Source organism: Pseudomonas sp. AC247, from assembly GCF_979258015.1.
In genome coordinates this window covers 5293307-5312190 of the sequence record NZ_OZ409829.1, presented here as the reverse complement: position 1 = coordinate 5312190, position 18884 = coordinate 5293307, and the positions used below count along the sequence as shown (strand labels likewise).

Sequence of the window (18884 nt, the reverse complement as noted above, 5' to 3'; positions counted from 1 at the left end):
TCACGGAAAGTCATAGGGAATTGGTAGTGCTGGGACTCTTCAATAAAAAGACCAATACGTTACTGGGGATCGACATCAGCTCCACGTCGGTGAAGCTGCTGGAACTGAGCCGTCAGGGTGATCGCTACCGGGTCGAGGCGTACGCGGTGGAGCCATTGCCGGCGAATGCCGTGGTCGAGAAAAACATCGCCGAGCTTGAAGGCGTGGGCCAGGCCCTGAGTCGCGTGCTGGTCAAGGCGCGCACCGGGCTTAAAAGCGTGGCGGTGGCGGTGGCCGGTTCTGCGGTGATCACCAAGATCATCGAAATGGACGCCGGGCTGTCCGAGGACGAGCTGGAGAACCAGCTGAAGATCGAAGCCGACCAATACATTCCCTATCCACTGGACGAAGTCGCCATCGATTTCGAAGTCCAGGGCGTGTCACCGCGCAACCCCGAACGGGTCAACGTGTTGCTGGCCGCCTGTCGCAAGGAAAACGTCGAAGTCCGTGAGGCGGCACTCGCGCTGGCCGGGCTGACGGCGCGGGTGGTCGACGTCGAGGCCTACGCGCTGGAGCGATCATTCGGCCTGCTGGCGACGCAACTGGCTGCTTCGCAGGAGCGCCTGACCGTCGCCGTGGTCGACATCGGCGCGACCATGACCACCCTCAGCGTCCTGCACAACGGCAAGATCATCTATACCCGCGAACAGTTGTTCGGCGGCCGCCAGCTGACCGAAGAAATCCAGCGTCGTTACGGCCTGACAGTTGAACAGGCCGGGCTGGCGAAGAAGCAGGGCGGTTTGCCCGACGATTACATCAGAGAAGTCTTGCAGCCGTTTCGCGAGGCTTTGGTGCAGCAGGTGTCGCGCTCGCTGCAATTCTTCTTCGCTTCCGGCCAGTACAACGCGGTCGATCACATTCTGCTGGCCGGTGGCACGGCGTCAGTGCCCGGGCTGGACCGGCTGATCGAGCAGCGCCTGAATACGCCGACCCAGGTCGCCAACCCGTTTTCCGACATGGCCCTGAGCAGCAAGGTCAACGCCGGGGCCCTGGCGAGCGACGCGCCGGCCCTGATGATTGCCTGCGGGCTCGCGCTCAGGAGTTTCGACTGATGGCGCGGATCAACCTTTTACCCTGGCGCGAAGAGCGCCGAGAGGAGCGGCGCAAACGCTTCCTGCTGACGCTGATCGGGGTGGTGGTCGGCTCGGTGGGAGCGGTGTTGATTGCCGATCAGATCATCAGTGCCGCCATTGAGCGACAAATGGCGCGCAACGACTACATCAGCAAGCAGATCGCCGTGGTCGACGAACGGATCAAACAGATCAGCGAGCTCAAGGCGCGCCGCCAGCAACTGGTCGAACGCATGCGCATCATCCAGGACCTGCAGGGCAACCGGCAGATCAGCGGGCGGATTTTTGATCAACTGGCGCGCACGTTGCCGGACGGGGTGTATTTCACCGACGTGAAAATGGCCGGCAAAACCCTGTCGATCAACGGTGCTGCCGAATCGAACAATCGCGTTTCCGAGTTGATGCGCAATCTTGATGCTTCCGACTGGTTTGACGCGCCGAGCCTGAACGAAGTGAAAGCGACCTCGGCCGACCAGGTCGAGCAGGCCAACGTGTTTCAATTGACCGTTCGTCAGACCCAGCCGAAGACTGCGGAGGACGAGCCATGAAGCCGTCCGAATGGCTGGAGAGTCTGCGCAACATCGACTTCAACGATCTGGATACCAGCAATATCGGTTCCTGGCCGGCCGCAGTGAAGGCCATGGCCGGTGCGCTGTTGATGGTGCTGGTGTTGGCGCTTGGCTATAACTTTTTCATCAGCGACATGGAGAACCAGCTCGAGGCCAAGCGAGAAGAGGAGGCCACGCTCAAGGAACAGTTCGCCAGCAAGGCGCATCTGTCGGCCAATCTGGAGCTGTACACCCAGCAAATGAGGGAGATGGAAAACTCGTTCGGCGTGTTGTTGCGGCAATTGCCCAGTGACACCGAAGTGCCGGGCCTGCTCGAAGACATCACCCGCACCGGTCTGGGCAGCGGGCTGGAATTCGAAGAAATCAAATTGCTGCCGGAGGTCACCCAGCAGTTTTACATCGAGCTACCGATTCAGATCACCGTCACCGGTGCCTATCACGACCTCGCCACCTTCGTCAGTGGTGTGGCCGGGCTGCCGCGCATCGTCACCCTGCATGATTTCGAGCTGGCGCCGGCCAACCCCGAGGGCGGGCCGAAGCTGCGCATGAGCATCCTCGCCAAGACGTACCGCTACAACGACAAGGGGCTGGCGAAATGACCCCGATGCGTTATCTGGCCTTGTCGATGGTTTTGCTGGTGCTGCATGGCTGTGGCGGTGGCGATGACTTCAGCGACCTCGACGCCTACATGAATGAAGTGCGCCTGCGCCCGGCCGGCAAGATTGAACCTACGCCGACATTCCGGTCTTACCCCACATTCACTTACAGCGCCGCCAACCTGCGCAGCCCGTTTTCGCGGCAGGTGCGCGTCGATCTGGCCGGGCAGCGGCATGGCTCGCGCAACGTCAAACCCGACCCCAACCGGGTCAAGCAATACCTCGAAGGTTTCAACATCGAGCAGTTCGAGATGGTCGGCACGATCTCCAATGTTTCCGGCTCCTTTGCGCTATTGCGTGGGGCGGGCGGGGTGCATCGGCTGAAAGTCGGCGATTACCTGGGACGCAATGACGGCCGCATCGTCGCCATCAGCGCCACTCAGGTCGAAGTCGTCGAAATCGTCCCCGACGGCGAAGGCGCCTGGCTGGAGCGTCCGCGCACCATTCCTTTGAAAGAGCACTCATAGTGGAAGTCGAACAATGAACAGGATTTTCTCCACCCTCGGTTTTTCGCTATGGATAGCGCTGATGTCGCCGATGGTACTCGCGGCCAATCTGAAGACGCTCGACGTGGCGGCGTTGCCGGGGGATCGCGTCGAGTTGAAGCTGTCGTTCGACGGCCCGCCACCACCGCCCAAGGGCTACACCACCGAATCGCCGGCGCGGATCGCCCTCGATTTGCCGGGTGTCGCCAGCCAGTTGGCGAGCAAGAATCTTGATCTGGGCAGCGGCAACGCGCGCACCGCTACGGTGGTTGAAGCCAAGGACCGCACGCGGCTGATCGTCAGCCTCACACAGCTTGCGCCTTACACCACGCGGGTCGAAGGCAATAATTTGTTCGTGGTGGTGGGGCAAGGCGCGCCGGTTGCAGCACCGCGCCCGGCTACCGTTGCACCGCGTGCGGCGCCAGCGGCGCCAGCGGCGCCGGTCAAGGCGTCCGTAGCGAAAGCACGCGCCATTCGCGGCGTGGATTTCCAGCGCGGCACGGCGGGCGAAGGCAATGTCGTCATCGATCTGGCCGACCCGACCATCGCCCCGGACATCCAGGAACATGACGGCAAAATCATCCTCAGCTTCGCCCGCACGCAGTTGCCGGAAAAATTGCGCGTGCGTCTCGACGTCAAGGATTTCGCCACCCCGGTGCAATTCGTCAATGCCGGCGTGAGCGGTGATCGCACGGTAATTACCGTCGAGCCCAGTGGCACGTACGAGTACTCGACCTTCCAGACGGATAACAAGCTGACCGTCAGCGTGCGTCCGATGACCGTCGACGATCTGCAAAAGCGCAATGCCGATCGCAACAGCTATGTCGGCGAAAAGCTGTCGCTGAACTTCCAGGACATCGACGTGCGCTCGGTGCTGCAACTGATCGCCGACTTCACCAATCTCAATCTGGTCGCCAGCGACACGGTGCAGGGCGGCATCACCTTGCGCCTGCAAAACGTGCCGTGGGATCAGGCGCTGGATCTGGTGCTGAAAACCAAGGGCCTGGATAAACGCAAGATCGGCAATGTGCTGCTGGTAGCGCCGGCCGATGAAATCGCCGCCCGCGAACGCCAGGAACTGGAATCGCAGAAACAGATCGCCGAACTGGCGCCGCTGCGCCGCGAACTGTTGCAAGTGAATTACGCCAAGGCTGCGGACATTGCCAAACTGTTCCAGTCGGTCACCAGTGCCGAAGCGAAAATCGATGAACGTGGCTCGATCACCGTCGATGAGCGGACCAACAACATCATTGCCTATCAGACCCAGGACCGACTCGATGAGCTGCGGCGGATCGTGGCGCAACTGGATATTCCGGTGCGGCAGGTGATGATCGAGGCGCGCATCGTCGAGGCCAACGTCGATTACGACAAGAGCCTGGGCGTGCGCTGGGGCGGTTCGATCCAGAACAAGGGCAACTGGAACACCTCCGGGGTCAGCAACGGTTCATCGACAACCATCGGCACGCCGGGCAGCACCAGTACCAACTCACCGTTCGTCGACATGGGTACGGTCGGCAATACCTCGGGAATCGGTATCGCCTTCATCACCGACAACGTGTTGCTCGATCTTGAACTGACGGCGATGGAAAAAACCGGTAACGGCGAAATTGTCTCGCAGCCGAAAGTGGTCACTTCCGACAAGGAAACCGCGAAAATCCTCAAGGGCACCGAGATTCCGTATCAGGAAGCCAGTTCCAGCGGCGCCACTTCGGTGTCGTTCAAGGAGGCCTCGCTGTCGCTGGAAGTCACCCCGCAGATCACCCCCGACAACCGCATTATCATGGAGGTCAAGGTCACCAAGGATGAACCGGACTACTTGAACAAAGTGCAGGATGTACCGCCGATCAAGAAAAACGAGGTCAACGCCAAGGTGCTGGTCAATGACGGCGAAACCATCGTGATTGGCGGCGTTTTCTCAAATACTCAAAGCAAGGTCGTAGATAAGGTGCCATTTCTTGGCGATGTGCCGTATCTTGGCCGCCTTTTCCGGCGTGATGTGGTTTCGGAGAAAAAATCCGAGCTGCTGGTATTTCTCACACCACGTATCATGAATAACCAGGCGATTGCTGTGAGTCGTTGATTCTGTGCGAAATTTGATTCTTGTAGGACCGATGGGCGCTGGCAAAAGCACCATCGGCCGGTTGCTGGCCAAAGAGCTGCGCCTGCCGTTCAAAGATTCCGACAAGGAAATTGAACTGCGCACGGGCGCCAATATCCCGTGGATCTTCGACAAGGAAGGCGAGCCCGGCTTTCGTGACCGTGAGCAGGCGATGATCGCCGAGCTGTGCGCGTTCGATGGCGTGGTGTTGGCGACCGGCGGTGGTGCCGTCATGCGCGATGCCAATCGCAAGGCCCTGTATGAGGGTGGGCGCGTGGTGTATCTGCACGCCTCCGTCGAACAGCAGGTCGGCCGCACCTCGCGCGACCGCAACCGGCCGTTGCTGCGCACCGCCAATCCTGAAAAAACCCTGCGTGATTTGCTGGCGATCCGTGATCCGCTTTATCGGGAAATCGCCGATCTGGTGGTGGAAACCGACGAACGGCCGCCACGCATGGTGGTGCTCGACATTCTCGATCGTCTGGCGCAACTGCCGCCCCGTTAAAGCATCGCTCGAAATGCGCTATCCTCGGCGTCCTGTCACAGCCCGTCGAGGTTGTGGCGGATGGCGTGCGAGCGGCGTCATACCCGCTATAGGCCGCAGATAACCAATAATTCAGGGCAGGACGCCTGCTTCCATCTTCACTGTGGGGACACATGCAGACACTCAAGGTCGATCTAGGCGAGCGCAGCTACCCGATTCATATTGGCGAAGGTTTGTTGGATCAGCCTGAACTGCTGGCGCCGCATATCCACGGGCGGCAGGTGGCAATCATCTCCAACGAGACCGTTGCGCCGCTCTATCTTGAGCGTCTGACCCGCAGTCTTGCGCAGTTCTCGGTGATCTCGGTGGTGTTGCCGGACGGCGAAGCCTTCAAGAACTGGGAAACCCTGCAACTGATCTTCGACGGTCTGCTGACCGCCCGTCATGACCGCCGCACCACCGTCATCGCCCTCGGCGGCGGTGTGATCGGCGACATGGCCGGTTTCGCCGCCGCCTGTTACCAGCGCGGCGTCGACTTCATCCAGATTCCAACGACATTGCTGTCCCAGGTCGATTCGTCGGTGGGTGGCAAGACCGGCATCAATCATCCGCTGGGCAAGAATATGGTCGGCGCGTTCTATCAGCCGAACGTCGTGCTGATCGATACCGCGTCCCTGAAAACCCTGCCTGAGCGCGAACTCTCCGCCGGTCTGGCAGAAGTCATCAAATACGGCCTGATCTGCGATGAGCCGTTCCTGACCTGGCTCGAAGACAACGTCGACGCCCTGCGTGCGCTGGATCAGAAAGCCCTGACTTATGCCATCGAACGTTCCTGCGCGGCCAAGGCTGCGGTGGTTGGCGCCGATGAGAAGGAAACCGGGGTACGCGCCACGCTGAATCTTGGCCACACCTTCGGCCACGCCATCGAGACCCACATGGGCTATGGTGTCTGGCTGCATGGCGAGGCGGTCGCGGCCGGTACCGTGATGGCGCTGGAAATGTCCGCGCGCCTGGGCTGGATCAGTGATGAGGAGCGCGATCGCGGCATCCGTCTGTTCCAGCGCGCCGGTCTGCCGGTGGTGCCGCCGGAAGAGATGAGCGAAGCCGATTTTCTCGAACACATGGCAATCGACAAAAAAGTGATCGACGGTCGTCTGCGCCTGGTGCTGCTGCGCCGGATGGGCGAAGCGGTAGTGACCGCCGATTATCCGAAAGAGGTTCTACAGGCCACGCTGGGAGCGGATTACCGCGCCCTGGCTCAGCTTAAAGGTTAATAAGATTCCGATGACTAGTTTGCATGCCGACGAGGCGTTCCTCGGCCATTTCCAGTTAAGTCACGACCCCTTCGCGCCACGCGTGCCGGGCTTCAAATTCTTCCCGGCCCAGCGCAAACCGGTGCTGGGTCAACTGCATCATCTGGCGCGTTACAGCCAGTTGCTGCTGGTGGTTACCGGCCCGCAAGGCAGTGGCAAGACTCTGTTGCGTCAGGCGCTGGTCGCCAGCACCAACAAGCAATCGGTGCAGAGCGTGGTGGTTTCCGCCCGTGGTGCCGGCGATGCTGCTGGCGTCCTGCGCCAAGTGGCTCAGGCGTTGAACGTGGCCCAGGCCGAGGTCGGTGCGATTCTGGATCAGGTAGTGCAGCTCGCGCTGACCGGCCAGGAAGTCTATCTGCTGGTGGATGACGCCGAGCAGCTCGACGAATCCGCTCTCGAAGCGTTGATGGCGCTGGGTGCCGGTGCACCGGAAGGTCGACCGCACGTATTCCTGTTCGGTGAGTCGTCGCTGATCGCTCAGCTCGAGGCTTTGCACCTCGAAGAGGAGCGCTTCCACGTCATCGAATTGCAGCCGTACACCGAAGAAGAAACCCGCGAATATCTCGACCAACGGCTCGAAGGTGCAGGCCGGGGTGTCGAACTTTTCACCGCGGATCAGATCTCTGATATTCACGAAAGTGCCGAGGGTTGGCCGGGCAACATCAACCAGGTCGCTCGCGATGCTCTGATCGAAGTCATGATTGCCAGCCGCTCTGCGGTCAAGCGTCCAAGTATGGGGTTCAACATGCCGAAGAAACACGTATTGGCGATTTCCGCCGTCGTTGTGGTCGCGGTCGCCGCCGCCTGGTTGATGCCGGGTCGCAACAAGGCGCCAACCACCGGCGCGCCGGCCAATGAACAGGCACAGTTGCCATTGGGTCAAGGTGCCAATGGCGCCGCGCCGAACGTCGAGTTCGCCGGCAATACGCAACCGATGCCGTTGCCGCTGGTCGGCAACTCGCAACCGGTCATGCGCGGCCCGCTGGCTGAAGCGGCTGGCGGTATCACTGAAGGCGACGACGGTGTGCCTCTGGAAGGCTCCAGCGCGACACCGCCTACCGTGACCACGTCGGCGCCTCCAGTGGGCGTTCCAGCCGGTCCTGCACCGACACCGGTTCCGGTGCCTGCCGCCAAGCCAGCGCCGGCCCCGACTCAGGTTGCCACTGCCAAGCCTGCTCCGGTAGCGCCAGCGGCAAAACCGGCTCCTGCGCCAGCCAAGCCAGTTGCAGCAGCCAAGCCTGCCGAGAAGCCGGTGACCGTCGCCAAAGCCGCCGGTGGCAGCTGGTACGCCGGTCAGCCAACCGGTAACTACGTGGTGCAGATCCTCGGCACCAGTTCCGAAGCGGCCGCGCAAAACTTCGTCAAGGAGCAGGGCGGCGAGTACCGTTATTTCAAGAAAGTCCTCAACGGCAAGCCGCTCTACGTGATCACCTACGGCAACTTCGCCAATCGTGATGCAGCCGTTTCTGCCATCAAGGCCTTGCCAGCGAAGGTTCAGGCTGGTAAACCTTGGCCTCGCACTGTCGCCAGCGTCCAACAGGAACTGGCAACAACTCGCTGAAGATTCGGCGGCCTTACCCAGGCCGCCTCTCCAAGCACCTCAAAATTTCTACGAGTGCGCGCCGCCTTCACAGGCCGCGTGCCTTGTGGTGTCTGCGTCATAGTAGTCTTTGAGTCGTTGCAGTCAGAATTAAAAAAGTTTTGACTAGCACAGCAGATCGCTTTAAACCTTTCACAAATGCGACATGAATTTGCGACATTTCGTCGTCAAATTTGTGAGCCTCTGTGTCGCTGTGTACAATGACCACCCTTTTGCCCCCGCTAAGCCGGCGTACGTTCGGCGCGGAATGCAAGTGGTTGAATTGAAAAGAAATTTGCCTCGAAAAGAGGCAGCCTGGTGAGAAAGTGTCTATGAAAGCAGGTCTGTACCAACCAGATGAATTCAAGGATAACTGCGGTTTCGGCCTGATAGCCCATATGCAGGGCGAACCCAGTCATACCCTTTTGACAACGGCCATCGAGGCCCTGACCTGCATGACCCACCGCGGTGGGATTAATGCCGACGGCAAGACCGGTGACGGTTGCGGTCTGCTGATTCAGAAGCCTGATGCGTTCCTGCGCGCGATTGCCCAGGAAACCTTCAGCGTCGAGCTGCCCAAGCAATATGCGGTGGGCATGGTTTTCTTCAACCAGGACCCGGTCAAGGCCGAAGCCGCTCGCGAGAACATGAACCGCGAGATCCTCGCTGAAGGCCTGCAGTTGATCGGCTGGCGCAAAGTGCCGATCGACACCAGCGTCCTCGGCCGCCTCGCTCTTGAGCGCCTGCCGCAGATCGAGCAGGTGTACATCGGCGGCGAAGGCCTGAGCGATCAGGACATGGCCGTGAAGCTGTTCAGTGCGCGTCGTCGTTCGTCGGTGGCCAACGCCGTCGACTCCGACCACTACATCTGCAGCTTTTCGCACAAGACCATCATCTATAAAGGCCTGATGATGCCGGCCGATCTGGCCGCGTTCTATCCAGACCTGAGTGACGAGCGCCTGCAAACCGCGATCTGCGTGTTCCACCAGCGCTTCTCCACCAACACCCTGCCGAAATGGCCGCTGGCGCAGCCATTCCGCTTCCTCGCCCATAACGGCGAGATCAACACCATCACCGGTAACCGCAACTGGGCACAGGCCCGTCGGACCAAGTTCACCAACGATCTGATGGATCTGGAGGAACTCGGCCCGCTGGTCAATCGTGTCGGTTCCGACTCTTCCAGCATGGACAACATGCTCGAGCTGATGGTCACCGGTGGCATCGACCTGTTCCGTGGTGTGCGGATGATCATTCCGCCAGCGTGGCAGAACGTCGAAACCATGGACCCGGATCTGCGTGCGTTCTACGAGTACAACTCGATGCACATGGAGCCGTGGGACGGCCCGGCTGGTGTTGTGATGACCGACGGTCGCTACGCGGTATGCCTGCTCGACCGTAACGGTCTGCGCCCGGCACGCTGGGTCACTACCACCAATGGTTTCATCACTGTCGCTTCGGAAATCGGCGTCTGGAATTACCAGCCTGAAGACGTGATCGCCAAGGGCCGTGTCGGCCCGGGTCAGATCCTCGCCGTGGACACCGAAACCGGGCAGATCCTCGACACCGACGCGATCGACAACCGTCTGAAGTCCCGTCATCCGTACAAGCAATGGCTGCGCAAGAATGCCCTGCGCATTCAGGCGACCATGGAAGACAACGATCACGGTTCGGCTTTTTACGACGTCGATCAGCTCAAGCAATACATGAAGATGTATCAGGTCACGTTCGAAGAGCGCGATCAGGTCCTGCGTCCGCTCGGCGAACAAGGCTACGAAGCCGTTGGCTCGATGGGCGACGACACGCCGATGGCCGTGCTGTCGCAGCGCGTGCGCACGCCGTACGACTATTTCCGCCAGCAGTTCGCGCAGGTCACCAACCCGCCGATCGACCCGCTGCGTGAAGCGATCGTGATGTCGCTGGAAATCTGCCTCGGTGCCGAGCGCAACATTTTCCAGGAGTCGCCGGAACACGCCTCGCGTGTGATCCTCAGCTCGCCAGTGATTTCGCCGGCCAAGTGGCGCTCGCTGATGAACCTTGACCGCCCGGGTTTCGAGCGGCAGATCATCGACCTCAACTACGACGAAAGCGTTGGCCTCGAAGCGGCGATCCGCAATGTGGCCGATCAGGCTGAAGAAGCCGTGCGCGCCGGTCGCACCCAGATCGTCCTGAGCGACCGCCATATCGCCCCGGGCAAGCTGCCGATCCACGCCTCGCTGGCGACCGGTGCCGTGCACCACCGCCTGACCGAAAAAGGCCTGCGTTGCGATTCCAACATCCTTGTTGAAACCGCGACCGCCCGTGACCCGCATCACTTTGCGGTGCTGATCGGTTTCGGCGCCTCGGCGGTCTATCCGTTCCTCGCGTACGAAGTGCTGGGCGACCTTATCCGTACCGGTGAAGTGCTGGGCGACCTCTATGAGGTGTTCAAGAACTACCGCAAAGGCATCACCAAAGGTCTGCTGAAGATCCTCTCGAAGATGGGCATTTCGACCATCGCTTCGTACCGTGGTGCGCAGCTGTTCGAAGCCATCGGCCTGTCCGAAGAAGTTTGCGACCTGAGCTTCCGTGGCGTGCCGAGCCGCATCAAGGGTGCGCGTTTCGTCGACATCGAAGCCGAGCAGAAAGCACTCGCCACCGAAGCCTGGAGTCCGCGCAAGCCGATCCAGCAGGGTGGTCTGCTGAAGTTCGTCCACGGTGGCGAATATCACGCGTACAACCCGGACGTGGTCAACACCCTGCAAGCCGCCGTGCAGCAGGGCGACTACGCCAAGTTCAAGGAATACACCTCGCTGGTGGACAACCGTCCGGTGTCGATGATCCGCGACCTGTTCAAGGTCAAGACCCTCGACACGCCTCTGGACATCAGTGAAATCGAGCCGCTGGAATCGGTGCTCAAGCGCTTCGACTCCGCCGGTATCTCGCTGGGCGCCTTGTCGCCGGAAGCTCACGAAGCCCTGGCCGAAGCCATGAACCGCCTCGGTGCGCGTTCCAACTCCGGCGAAGGTGGTGAGGATCCAGCACGTTACGGCACCATCAAGAGCTCGAAAATCAAGCAGGTTGCGACTGGCCGTTTCGGCGTAACGCCGGAGTATCTGGTCAACGCCGAAGTGCTGCAGATCAAGGTCGCGCAAGGCGCCAAGCCCGGTGAGGGCGGGCAACTGCCGGGCGGCAAGGTCAACGGTCTGATCGCCAAGCTGCGTTACGCAGTGCCAGGCGTAACCCTGATTTCGCCACCGCCGCACCACGACATCTATTCGATCGAAGACTTGTCGCAGCTGATTTTCGACCTGAAACAAGTCAACCCGAAAGCACTGGTTTCGGTGAAGCTGGTGGCTGAAGCAGGCGTCGGCACCATCGCCGCCGGTGTGGCCAAGGCCTATGCGGACTTGATCACTATCTCCGGCTACGACGGTGGTACCGGTGCTTCGCCGCTGACCTCGATCAAATACGCCGGCGCACCGTGGGAACTCGGCCTCGCCGAAACCCACCAGACCCTGCGTGGCAACGACCTGCGCGGCAAAGTTCGGGTGCAGACCGACGGCGGCCTGAAAACCGGCCTCGACGTGATCAAGGCAGCCATTCTCGGCGCTGAAAGCTTCGGCTTCGGTACTGCGCCGATGATCGCGCTGGGCTGCAAATACCTGCGCATCTGCCACTTGAACAACTGCGCCACCGGCGTCGCCACTCAGAACGAGAAGCTGCGCAAGGATCACTACATCGGTACCGTCGACATGGTGGTGAACTTCTTCACCTACGTCGCCGAAGAAACCCGTGAGTGGCTGGCCAAGCTCGGCGTGCGCTCCCTCGAAGAGCTGATCGGTCGTACCGATCTGCTGGAAATCCTCGAAGGGCAGACCGCCAAACAAAACCATCTGGATCTGACGCCGCTGTTGGGCAGCGATCACATCCCGGCAGACAAACCGCAGTTCTGCGGCGTTGAGCGCAACCCGCCGTTCGACAAAGGCCTGCTGGCCGAGAAAATGCTCGAGATGGCCTCGTCGGCGATCAACGACATGAGCGGCGCCGAGTTCGATCTGGATATCTGCAACTGCGACCGTTCGATCGGCGCACGGATCTCCGGCGAAATCGCCCGCAAGCACGGCAACCAGGGCATGGCGAAAGCGCCGATCACCTTCCGCTTCAAGGGCACTGCTGGTCAGAGCTTCGGTGTGTGGAACGCCGGCGGTCTGAACCTGTACCTGGAAGGCGATGCCAACGACTACGTCGGCAAAGGCATGACCGGTGGCAAGCTGACCATCGTGCCGCCGAAGGGCAGCGTTTATAAGACTCAGGAAAGCGCCATCATCGGCAACACCTGCCTGTACGGCGCCACCGGCGGCAAGTTGTTCGCCGCCGGCACCGCAGGCGAGCGTTTTGCCGTGCGTAACTCCGGTGCCCATACGGTTGTGGAAGGCACTGGCGATCACTGCTGTGAGTACATGACCGGTGGTTTTGTCTGCGTTCTGGGCAAGACCGGTTACAACTTCGGCTCTGGCATGACCGGTGGTTTCGCCTACGTGCTCGATCAGGACAACACCTTCGTTGACCGGGTCAACCACGAACTGGTGGAAATCCAGCGGATCAGCGGCGAGGCGATGGAAGCCTATCGCAGCCACCTGCAAAACGTGCTGAACGAGTACGTCGCGGAAACCGACAGCGAGTGGGGTCGTGAACTCGCCGAAAACCTCGATGACTATCTGCGCCGTTTCTGGCTGGTCAAGCCCAAGGCTGCCAACCTGAAATCGTTGCTTTCCAGCACTCGTGCCAACCCGCAGTGATATGCGCCTGAAGAGTTTGATGAGGTTTTAACAATGGCTGAACGTCTGAATAACGACTTCCAGTTCATCGATGTCGGGCGCAAAGATCCGAAGAAGAAACTGTTGCGTCAACGCAAGAAAGAGTTCGTCGAAATCTACGAACCGTTCAAACCCCAACAGTCGGCCGATCAGGCCCACCGCTGCCTGGGTTGCGGCAACCCGTATTGCGAATGGAAGTGCCCGGTGCACAACTTCATTCCAAACTGGCTGAAGCTGGTGGCCGAGGGCAACATCCTTCAGGCCGCCGAGCTGTCGCACCAGACCAACACCCTGCCGGAAGTCTGCGGCCGGGTCTGTCCACAGGATCGTCTGTGCGAGGGTGCCTGCACCCTTAACGACGGTTTCGGCGCGGTGACCATCGGTTCGGTCGAGAAGTACATCACCGATACCGCGTTCGCCATGGGCTGGCGCCCGGACATGTCCAAGGTCAAACCGACCGGCAAACGTGTCGCGATCATCGGCGCAGGCCCGGCGGGTCTGGGTTGTGCCGACGTGTTGGTGCGTGGCGGCGTGACACCGGTAGTGTTCGACAAGAACCCGGAAATCGGTGGTCTGCTGACCTTCGGCATCCCCGAGTTCAAGCTAGAAAAGACCGTGCTGAGCAATCGTCGCGAAGTTTTCACTGGCATGGGCATCGAGTTCCGTCTCAACACCGAAGTCGGCAAAGACGTGACCATGGAACAACTGCTCGCAGAATACGATGCGGTGTTCATGGGCATGGGCACTTACACCTACATGAAGGGCGGTTTTGCCGGTGAAGATCTGCCGGGCGTTTATGACGCACTGGACTTCCTGATTGCCAACGTCAATCGCAACCTGGGCTTTGAAAAGTCGCCGGAAGATTTCGTCGACATGAAAGGCAAGAAGGTTGTGGTACTCGGCGGCGGCGACACGGCGATGGACTGCAACCGCACGTCGATCCGTCAGGGCGCCAAATCGGTGACCTGCGCTTATCGTCGTGACGAAGCGAACATGCCCGGCTCGCGCAAAGAGGTGAAGAACGCCAAGGAAGAAGGCGTGAAATTCCTCTACAACCGCCAGCCGATCGCCATCGTCGGTGAAGACAAGGTCGAAGGCGTCAAAGTGGTCGAGACCCGTCTCGGCGAACCGGACGCCCGTGGCCGTCGCAGCCCTGAACCGATCCCGGGTTCCGAAGAGATCATCCCGGCCGACGCCGTGGTTATCGCCTTCGGTTTCCGCCCGAGCCCGGCGCCGTGGTTCGAACAGTTCGAGATCCAGACCGACAGCCAGGGCCGCGTCGTTGCGCCTGAACAGGGTCAGTACAAGCACCAGACCAGCAACCCGAAAATCTTTGCCGGTGGCGACATGGTGCGCGGTTCCGACCTGGTGGTGACGGCGATCTTCGAAGGCCGCAATGCTGCCGAAGGGATCCTTGATTACCTGGGCGTCTAAACCCGTCTAGCTGACTGCAATGCAATAACTGTGGGAGCTGGCTTGCCAGCGATGCAGACACCTCGGTTTGTCAGGCAAACCGAGGTGATGCTATCGCTGGCAAGCCAGCTCCCACAGTTGTTTGTGGTGTTGCGAAGATCTGTATTTATAACGATAAATTGACCCGATAGACAAAAGGCTGACCTGCATCCGTGCCTTTTGCGTCGCGCTCTGAGAAAATGCCCGCACTTTTTTTCCGGATGCCGACATGACTGCCCTGAAGAACGACCGTTTCCTCCGCGCCCTGCTCAAGCAACCCGTTGACGTCACCCCGGTGTGGATGATGCGCCAGGCCGGCCGCTACCTGCCGGAATACCGCGCCAGCCGCGCCCAGGCCGGTGATTTCATGAGCCTGTGCATGAATCCGGAATTCGCCTGCGAAGTCACCATGCAACCGCTCGACCGCTATCCACAACTGGACGCGGCGATCCTGTTTTCCGACATCCTCACCATCCCCGATGCCATGGGCCAGGGCCTGTACTTCGAGACCGGTGAGGGTCCGCGCTTCAAGAAAGTCGTCAGCACCCTCGCCGATATCGAAGCCCTGCCGATCCCTGATCCGCACAAAGACCTCGGCTACGTGATGGATGCGGTCAGCACCATCCGTCGCGAGCTGAACGGGCGTGTACCGTTGATCGGTTTCTCCGGCAGCCCGTGGACCCTGGCGACCTACATGGTCGAAGGCGGCTCGTCGAAAGACTTCCGCAAGACCAAAGCGATGCTCTACGACAACCCGCAAGCCATGCACCTGTTGCTGGATAAACTGGCGCAGTCGGTGACCTCGTACCTCAACGGCCAGATCATGGCCGGCGCGCAAGCGGTGCAGATCTTCGACACCTGGGGCGGCAACCTGTCGGCGGCGGCGTATCAGGAGTTTTCGCTGGCCTACATGAAGAAAATCGTCAGCGGCCTGATCCGCGAACACGACGGTCGCAAAGTGCCGGTAATCCTCTTCACCAAAAACGGCGGCCTGTGGCTGGAAAGCATCGCCGAGGCTGGTGCCGACGCATTGGGCCTGGACTGGACCTGCGACATCGGCAACGCCCGCGCCCGCGTTGGCGACAAGGTTGCCCTGCAAGGCAACATGGACCCGACCGTGCTCTACGCCAAACCGGAAGCGATCCGCATTGAAGTCGGACGCATTCTGGCCAGCTACGGCAAGGGCAGCGGTCACGTATTCAACCTTGGCCATGGCATCACGCCTGAGGTTGATCCGGAACATGCCGGTGCATTTTTGCGCGCGGTACATGAGTTGTCGGCGCAGTATCACGAGTGATCGCCACACAGCTCTAAATAACAGAAAACAAAACGCCCGGCTTATGCCGGGCGTTTTTTCAAGATCAAAAGATCGCAGCCTTCGGCAGCTCCTACATGGGATTAATGTAGGAGCTGCCGAAGGCTGCGATCTTTTGCTTTCAGGCTTTGACACCACCGAGAGGCGGCAACTTCGCCAGCTTCAACGCCACCAGCAGCGCGATCAGCAACAACGAACCGATAAACAAACCAATCCCGTTCCACCCGCCCAGATGCCAGAACACCCCGCCCGCCGTGCCGGCAATACTCGACCCGGCGTAATAGCTGAACAGGTATAACGACGACGCCTGCCCTTTGGCCTTGGTCGCGCGCCGACCGATCCAGCTGCTCGCCACCGAATGCGCGCCGAAGAAGCCAAAGGTGAAAATCAACATGCCGACAATCACCAGCAACAGCGGCGTAAACATCGTCAGGGCAAGGCCGGCGAACATCAGCGCTATGGTCGCCCACAACACTTTGCGGCGCCCCAGCTTGTCCGCCAGCGAACCAATTTTCGCCGAGCTGTAGATCCCGGACAGATACACAACCGACAGCAAGCCCACAAACACCTGATCGAGGTTGTACGGCGTGGCCAGCAAGCGATAGCCGATGTAGTTGAACAGCGTGACAAACGCGCCCATCAGCACGAACGCTTCTAGAAACAGCAGCGGCAGACCGGCATCGCGAAAGTGCATGGTGAAGCCGTCGAGCAAGCTGCGCGGATGCAGCGAACGCGAGCGGAAGTTGCGTGATTCCGGAAGGATCTTCCAGAACACCGCTGCGGCAATCATCGCCAGACCGCCAATCACCAGCATCGCCGTGTGCCAGCTGACAAAGTCGATCAGCACGCCGGTGATCAAGCGCCCGCTCATCCCGCCAATCGCGTTGCCGCCGATGTACAAACCCATCGCCAGGCCGATGTGTTGCGGGTGAATCTCCTCACTCAGATAAGTCATTGCCACCGCTGCCAGCCCGCTCAGCGACAGCCCGATCAGCGCGCGCATGATCAGCACGCCGTGCCAGCTCGGCATCATCGCGCTGGCCATGGTGCACAGCGCCGCCGCGAACAAAGCGGCAACCATCACCGGTTTGCGCCCGACCCGATCGGAAATCGGCCCGGTGATCAGCAGGCCGATGGCGAGCATGCCGGTGGCCACCGAGAGGATCAGGCTGCTCTGCGCGGCGTTGATCCCATATTCGTGGGACAGCAACGGCATCATCGGCTGCACGCAATACAACAGCGCGAACGTCGCGAAGCCGCCGCTGAACAGCGCCAGCACCGTGCGCATGAACATCGGCGTGCCTTTTTCGATGTAGATCTCTTGCAGTTCGGCGACGACATCGTCCGCCGCAGCAGGCGGGACTTCATGGGCTAGGGGCGCAACAGCAGTTTTCACTTCAGACCTCGGAGGGCACGGCCGGGCAGGCAATGAAAAATCATATAGCTGGCTAATGTTTCTATCCAATATATTGTTCGACCTGTTTGAGAGCTTTTACGACCTAATGGGGTTTCCATGGAATTGCGTCATCTGCGCTACTTCATCGCTGTCGCCGAAGAACTGCATTTCGGCCGTGCCGCTCAGGTGCTGGGCATCTCGCAGCCCCCGCTGAGCCAGCAGATTCAGGCGCTGGAGCAAGAAGTCGGCGCGCGATTGTTCGAGCGGACCAATCGTCGGGTCGAGTTGAGCGAGGCTGGCCGATTGTTTCTCGAAGAGGCGCGATTGGTGCTGGCGCAGGTTGATAAAGCGGCGGATGTGGCCCGGCGTGCGCAACTCGGTGAACTGGGTGAGTTGAAGATCGGCTTTACCTCCTCGGCACCGTTCAACTCGACCATTCCGCAAGCAATTTTTGCCTTTCGCCAACGCTTTCCAGCGGTGCACCTGAACCTGCGCGAGATGAGCAGCACGATGGTCGCCGATGCCTTGGTTGATCAGTCGATCGAGGTGGGGATCATGCGCCCGCTGGGATTGCCGGATTCGTTGAGCGTAGTCGAGTTGATGCGTGAGCCGCTGGTAGCAGTGCTCAGTTCCAAGCATCCGCTGGCGCAGGGCTCGGAAGAGGGATTGTTTCTGGCGGCGCTGGCGCATGAGCCGTTTGTGTTCTTTCCGCGCAGTTACGGCAGCGGTTTGTATGCGCAATTGCTCAGCCTGGCCCGCGACGCCGGGTTCAGTCCGCATTTCGCGCAAGAGGCCGGCGAGGCGATGACCATTATCGGCCTGGTGGCAGCGGGGTTGGGCGTGTCGGTGATGCCGGCGTCGTATCAGCGGATGCGCATCGATGGCGTGGTCTATCGGCCATTGCTCGATCCAGAAGCGATGACGGCGGTGTGGCTGGTGCAGCGCAAGGATCAGAAGTCGCCGATGGCCAAGGCGTTTGTTGACCTGCTCACGCGCAAGGTCGAGTCCGCCTAAAAGATCGCAGCCCTGTAGGAGCTGCCGCAGGCTGCGATCTTTTGATCTCGCCGTTATGGCAACCGCACCAAATCCCCCTTCAACGCCACCCGCGTGACAAAAATCCCCGCCCGGCATTCGTACGTATTGAGATCCTTGCGCACATGCTGGTCGTAATAACTGACGAGATTGACCACCGCATTCGCCCCGACCCGTTTGGCGTCCGCCTGCAACTTGATCAGGTTCGACTGCAACACCCACTCGCAGGAATCATGATCGCTCTTGTTGAAACCATTGGTACCCAGATCACTGATCACCTCCCGGCGCAGCAACTGCTGAGTCCCCTGCGGCCCATTGCCGGCCAGATAAAACTTCACACTGCCATCCAGACGCCCGGCCCGCAACGCGTCCGACACGACGGTTTCGAACGGCATGTACATGAGGTTGGTGGCATGGCTGGCGCCCGGTAACAGAGCGAAAAGCGTGGCGGCGATCAGAGCTTTCACTTGCATGGTCATCTCCTTGACGGTGAAAGAGAAGCGCGGGCAGGCATGGTGCTGATGTGGTTTGAGGGAGTGTAGATGCTGCTTGTTCAGGTTGCAGGTTGAAGTCAGTAGCGAAACTTACATTTTCAGTAAC

At 60.2% G+C, this 18884-nt stretch carries 14 protein-coding genes; 12 read left to right on the top strand and 2 right to left on the bottom strand.

The annotated features are described in order from the left end of the window. Nucleotides 1-26: 26 nt before the first annotated feature. From ACZZ0B_RS24065 to hemE, 11 genes are all read left to right on the top strand, one after another. The gene (locus tag ACZZ0B_RS24065) at nucleotides 27-1091 is read left to right on the top strand and encodes a pilus assembly protein PilM (protein WP_008077252.1); all 1065 of its coding nucleotides are present in this window, start codon (nucleotides 27-29) and stop codon (nucleotides 1089-1091) included. Continuing rightward, nucleotides 1091-1657 carry a PilN domain-containing protein gene (locus tag ACZZ0B_RS24060; RefSeq protein WP_463546400.1) on the top strand — a complete coding sequence of 189 codons (567 nt, stop codon included), beginning with the start codon at nucleotides 1091-1093 and terminating at the stop codon, nucleotides 1655-1657. The genes ACZZ0B_RS24065 and ACZZ0B_RS24060 overlap by 1 nt, the downstream gene beginning before the upstream one ends. Further along, nucleotides 1654-2277 (top strand): type 4a pilus biogenesis protein PilO, encoded by a 624-nt coding sequence (pilO, locus tag ACZZ0B_RS24055; protein ID WP_463546399.1) that lies wholly within the window; start codon nucleotides 1654-1656, stop codon nucleotides 2275-2277. Before ACZZ0B_RS24060 ends, pilO begins: the two co-directional genes overlap by 4 nt. Next, the gene (locus ACZZ0B_RS24050) at nucleotides 2274-2801 is read left to right on the top strand and encodes a pilus assembly protein PilP (protein WP_008077249.1); all 528 of its coding nucleotides are present in this window, start codon (nucleotides 2274-2276) and stop codon (nucleotides 2799-2801) included. Before pilO ends, ACZZ0B_RS24050 begins: the two co-directional genes overlap by 4 nt. Nucleotides 2802-2814: 13 nt before the next feature. Next, nucleotides 2815-4899 carry a type IV pilus secretin PilQ gene (gene pilQ, locus ACZZ0B_RS24045; protein ID WP_463546398.1) on the top strand — a complete coding sequence of 695 codons (2085 nt, stop codon included), beginning with the start codon at nucleotides 2815-2817 and terminating at the stop codon, nucleotides 4897-4899. Nucleotides 4900-4903: 4 nt separating this feature from the next. Next, nucleotides 4904-5422, top strand: coding sequence for a shikimate kinase AroK (gene aroK, locus ACZZ0B_RS24040; protein ID WP_045122915.1), 519 nt, complete (start codon nucleotides 4904-4906; stop codon nucleotides 5420-5422). Between the two features lie 152 nt (nucleotides 5423-5574). Next, nucleotides 5575-6675 (top strand): 3-dehydroquinate synthase, encoded by a 1101-nt coding sequence (gene aroB, locus ACZZ0B_RS24035; RefSeq protein ID WP_008077246.1) that lies wholly within the window; start codon nucleotides 5575-5577, stop codon nucleotides 6673-6675. A 10-nt stretch (nucleotides 6676-6685) separates the two neighbouring features. After that, on the top strand, nucleotides 6686-8275 hold the full coding sequence (locus tag ACZZ0B_RS24030) for an AAA family ATPase (RefSeq protein WP_463546397.1): 1590 nt from the start codon (nucleotides 6686-6688) through the stop codon (nucleotides 8273-8275). Between the two features lie 350 nt (nucleotides 8276-8625). Beyond that, nucleotides 8626-13071, top strand: a complete 4446-nt coding sequence (gene gltB, locus ACZZ0B_RS24025; RefSeq protein WP_463546964.1) for a glutamate synthase large subunit — start codon at nucleotides 8626-8628, stop codon at nucleotides 13069-13071. Nucleotides 13072-13104: 33 nt separating this feature from the next. Continuing rightward, nucleotides 13105-14523 (top strand): FAD-dependent oxidoreductase, encoded by a 1419-nt coding sequence (locus ACZZ0B_RS24020; RefSeq protein ID WP_007909438.1) that lies wholly within the window; start codon nucleotides 13105-13107, stop codon nucleotides 14521-14523. Between the two features lie 247 nt (nucleotides 14524-14770). Next, complete coding sequence (gene hemE, locus ACZZ0B_RS24015) at nucleotides 14771-15838, top strand: uroporphyrinogen decarboxylase (RefSeq protein WP_463546396.1); 1068 nt, start codon at nucleotides 14771-14773, stop codon at nucleotides 15836-15838. Between the two features lie 139 nt (nucleotides 15839-15977). Here the strand turns inward: hemE and ACZZ0B_RS24010 are convergent, their stop codons facing one another. Next, nucleotides 15978-17252 (bottom strand): MFS transporter, encoded by a 1275-nt coding sequence (locus ACZZ0B_RS24010; RefSeq protein ID WP_463546395.1) that lies wholly within the window; start codon nucleotides 17250-17252, stop codon nucleotides 15978-15980. A 117-nt stretch (nucleotides 17253-17369) separates the two neighbouring features. Between ACZZ0B_RS24010 and ACZZ0B_RS24005 the strand changes: the two genes are divergently transcribed. Then, nucleotides 17370-18266, top strand: a complete 897-nt coding sequence (locus tag ACZZ0B_RS24005; RefSeq protein WP_463546394.1) for a LysR family transcriptional regulator — start codon at nucleotides 17370-17372, stop codon at nucleotides 18264-18266. 53 nt (nucleotides 18267-18319) lie between these two features. Here the strand turns inward: ACZZ0B_RS24005 and ACZZ0B_RS24000 are convergent, their stop codons facing one another. Further along, the gene (locus tag ACZZ0B_RS24000; RefSeq protein WP_008077237.1) at nucleotides 18320-18757 is read right to left on the bottom strand and encodes a hypothetical protein; all 438 of its coding nucleotides are present in this window, start codon (nucleotides 18755-18757) and stop codon (nucleotides 18320-18322) included. Between the last annotated feature and the right edge of the window lie 127 nt (nucleotides 18758-18884).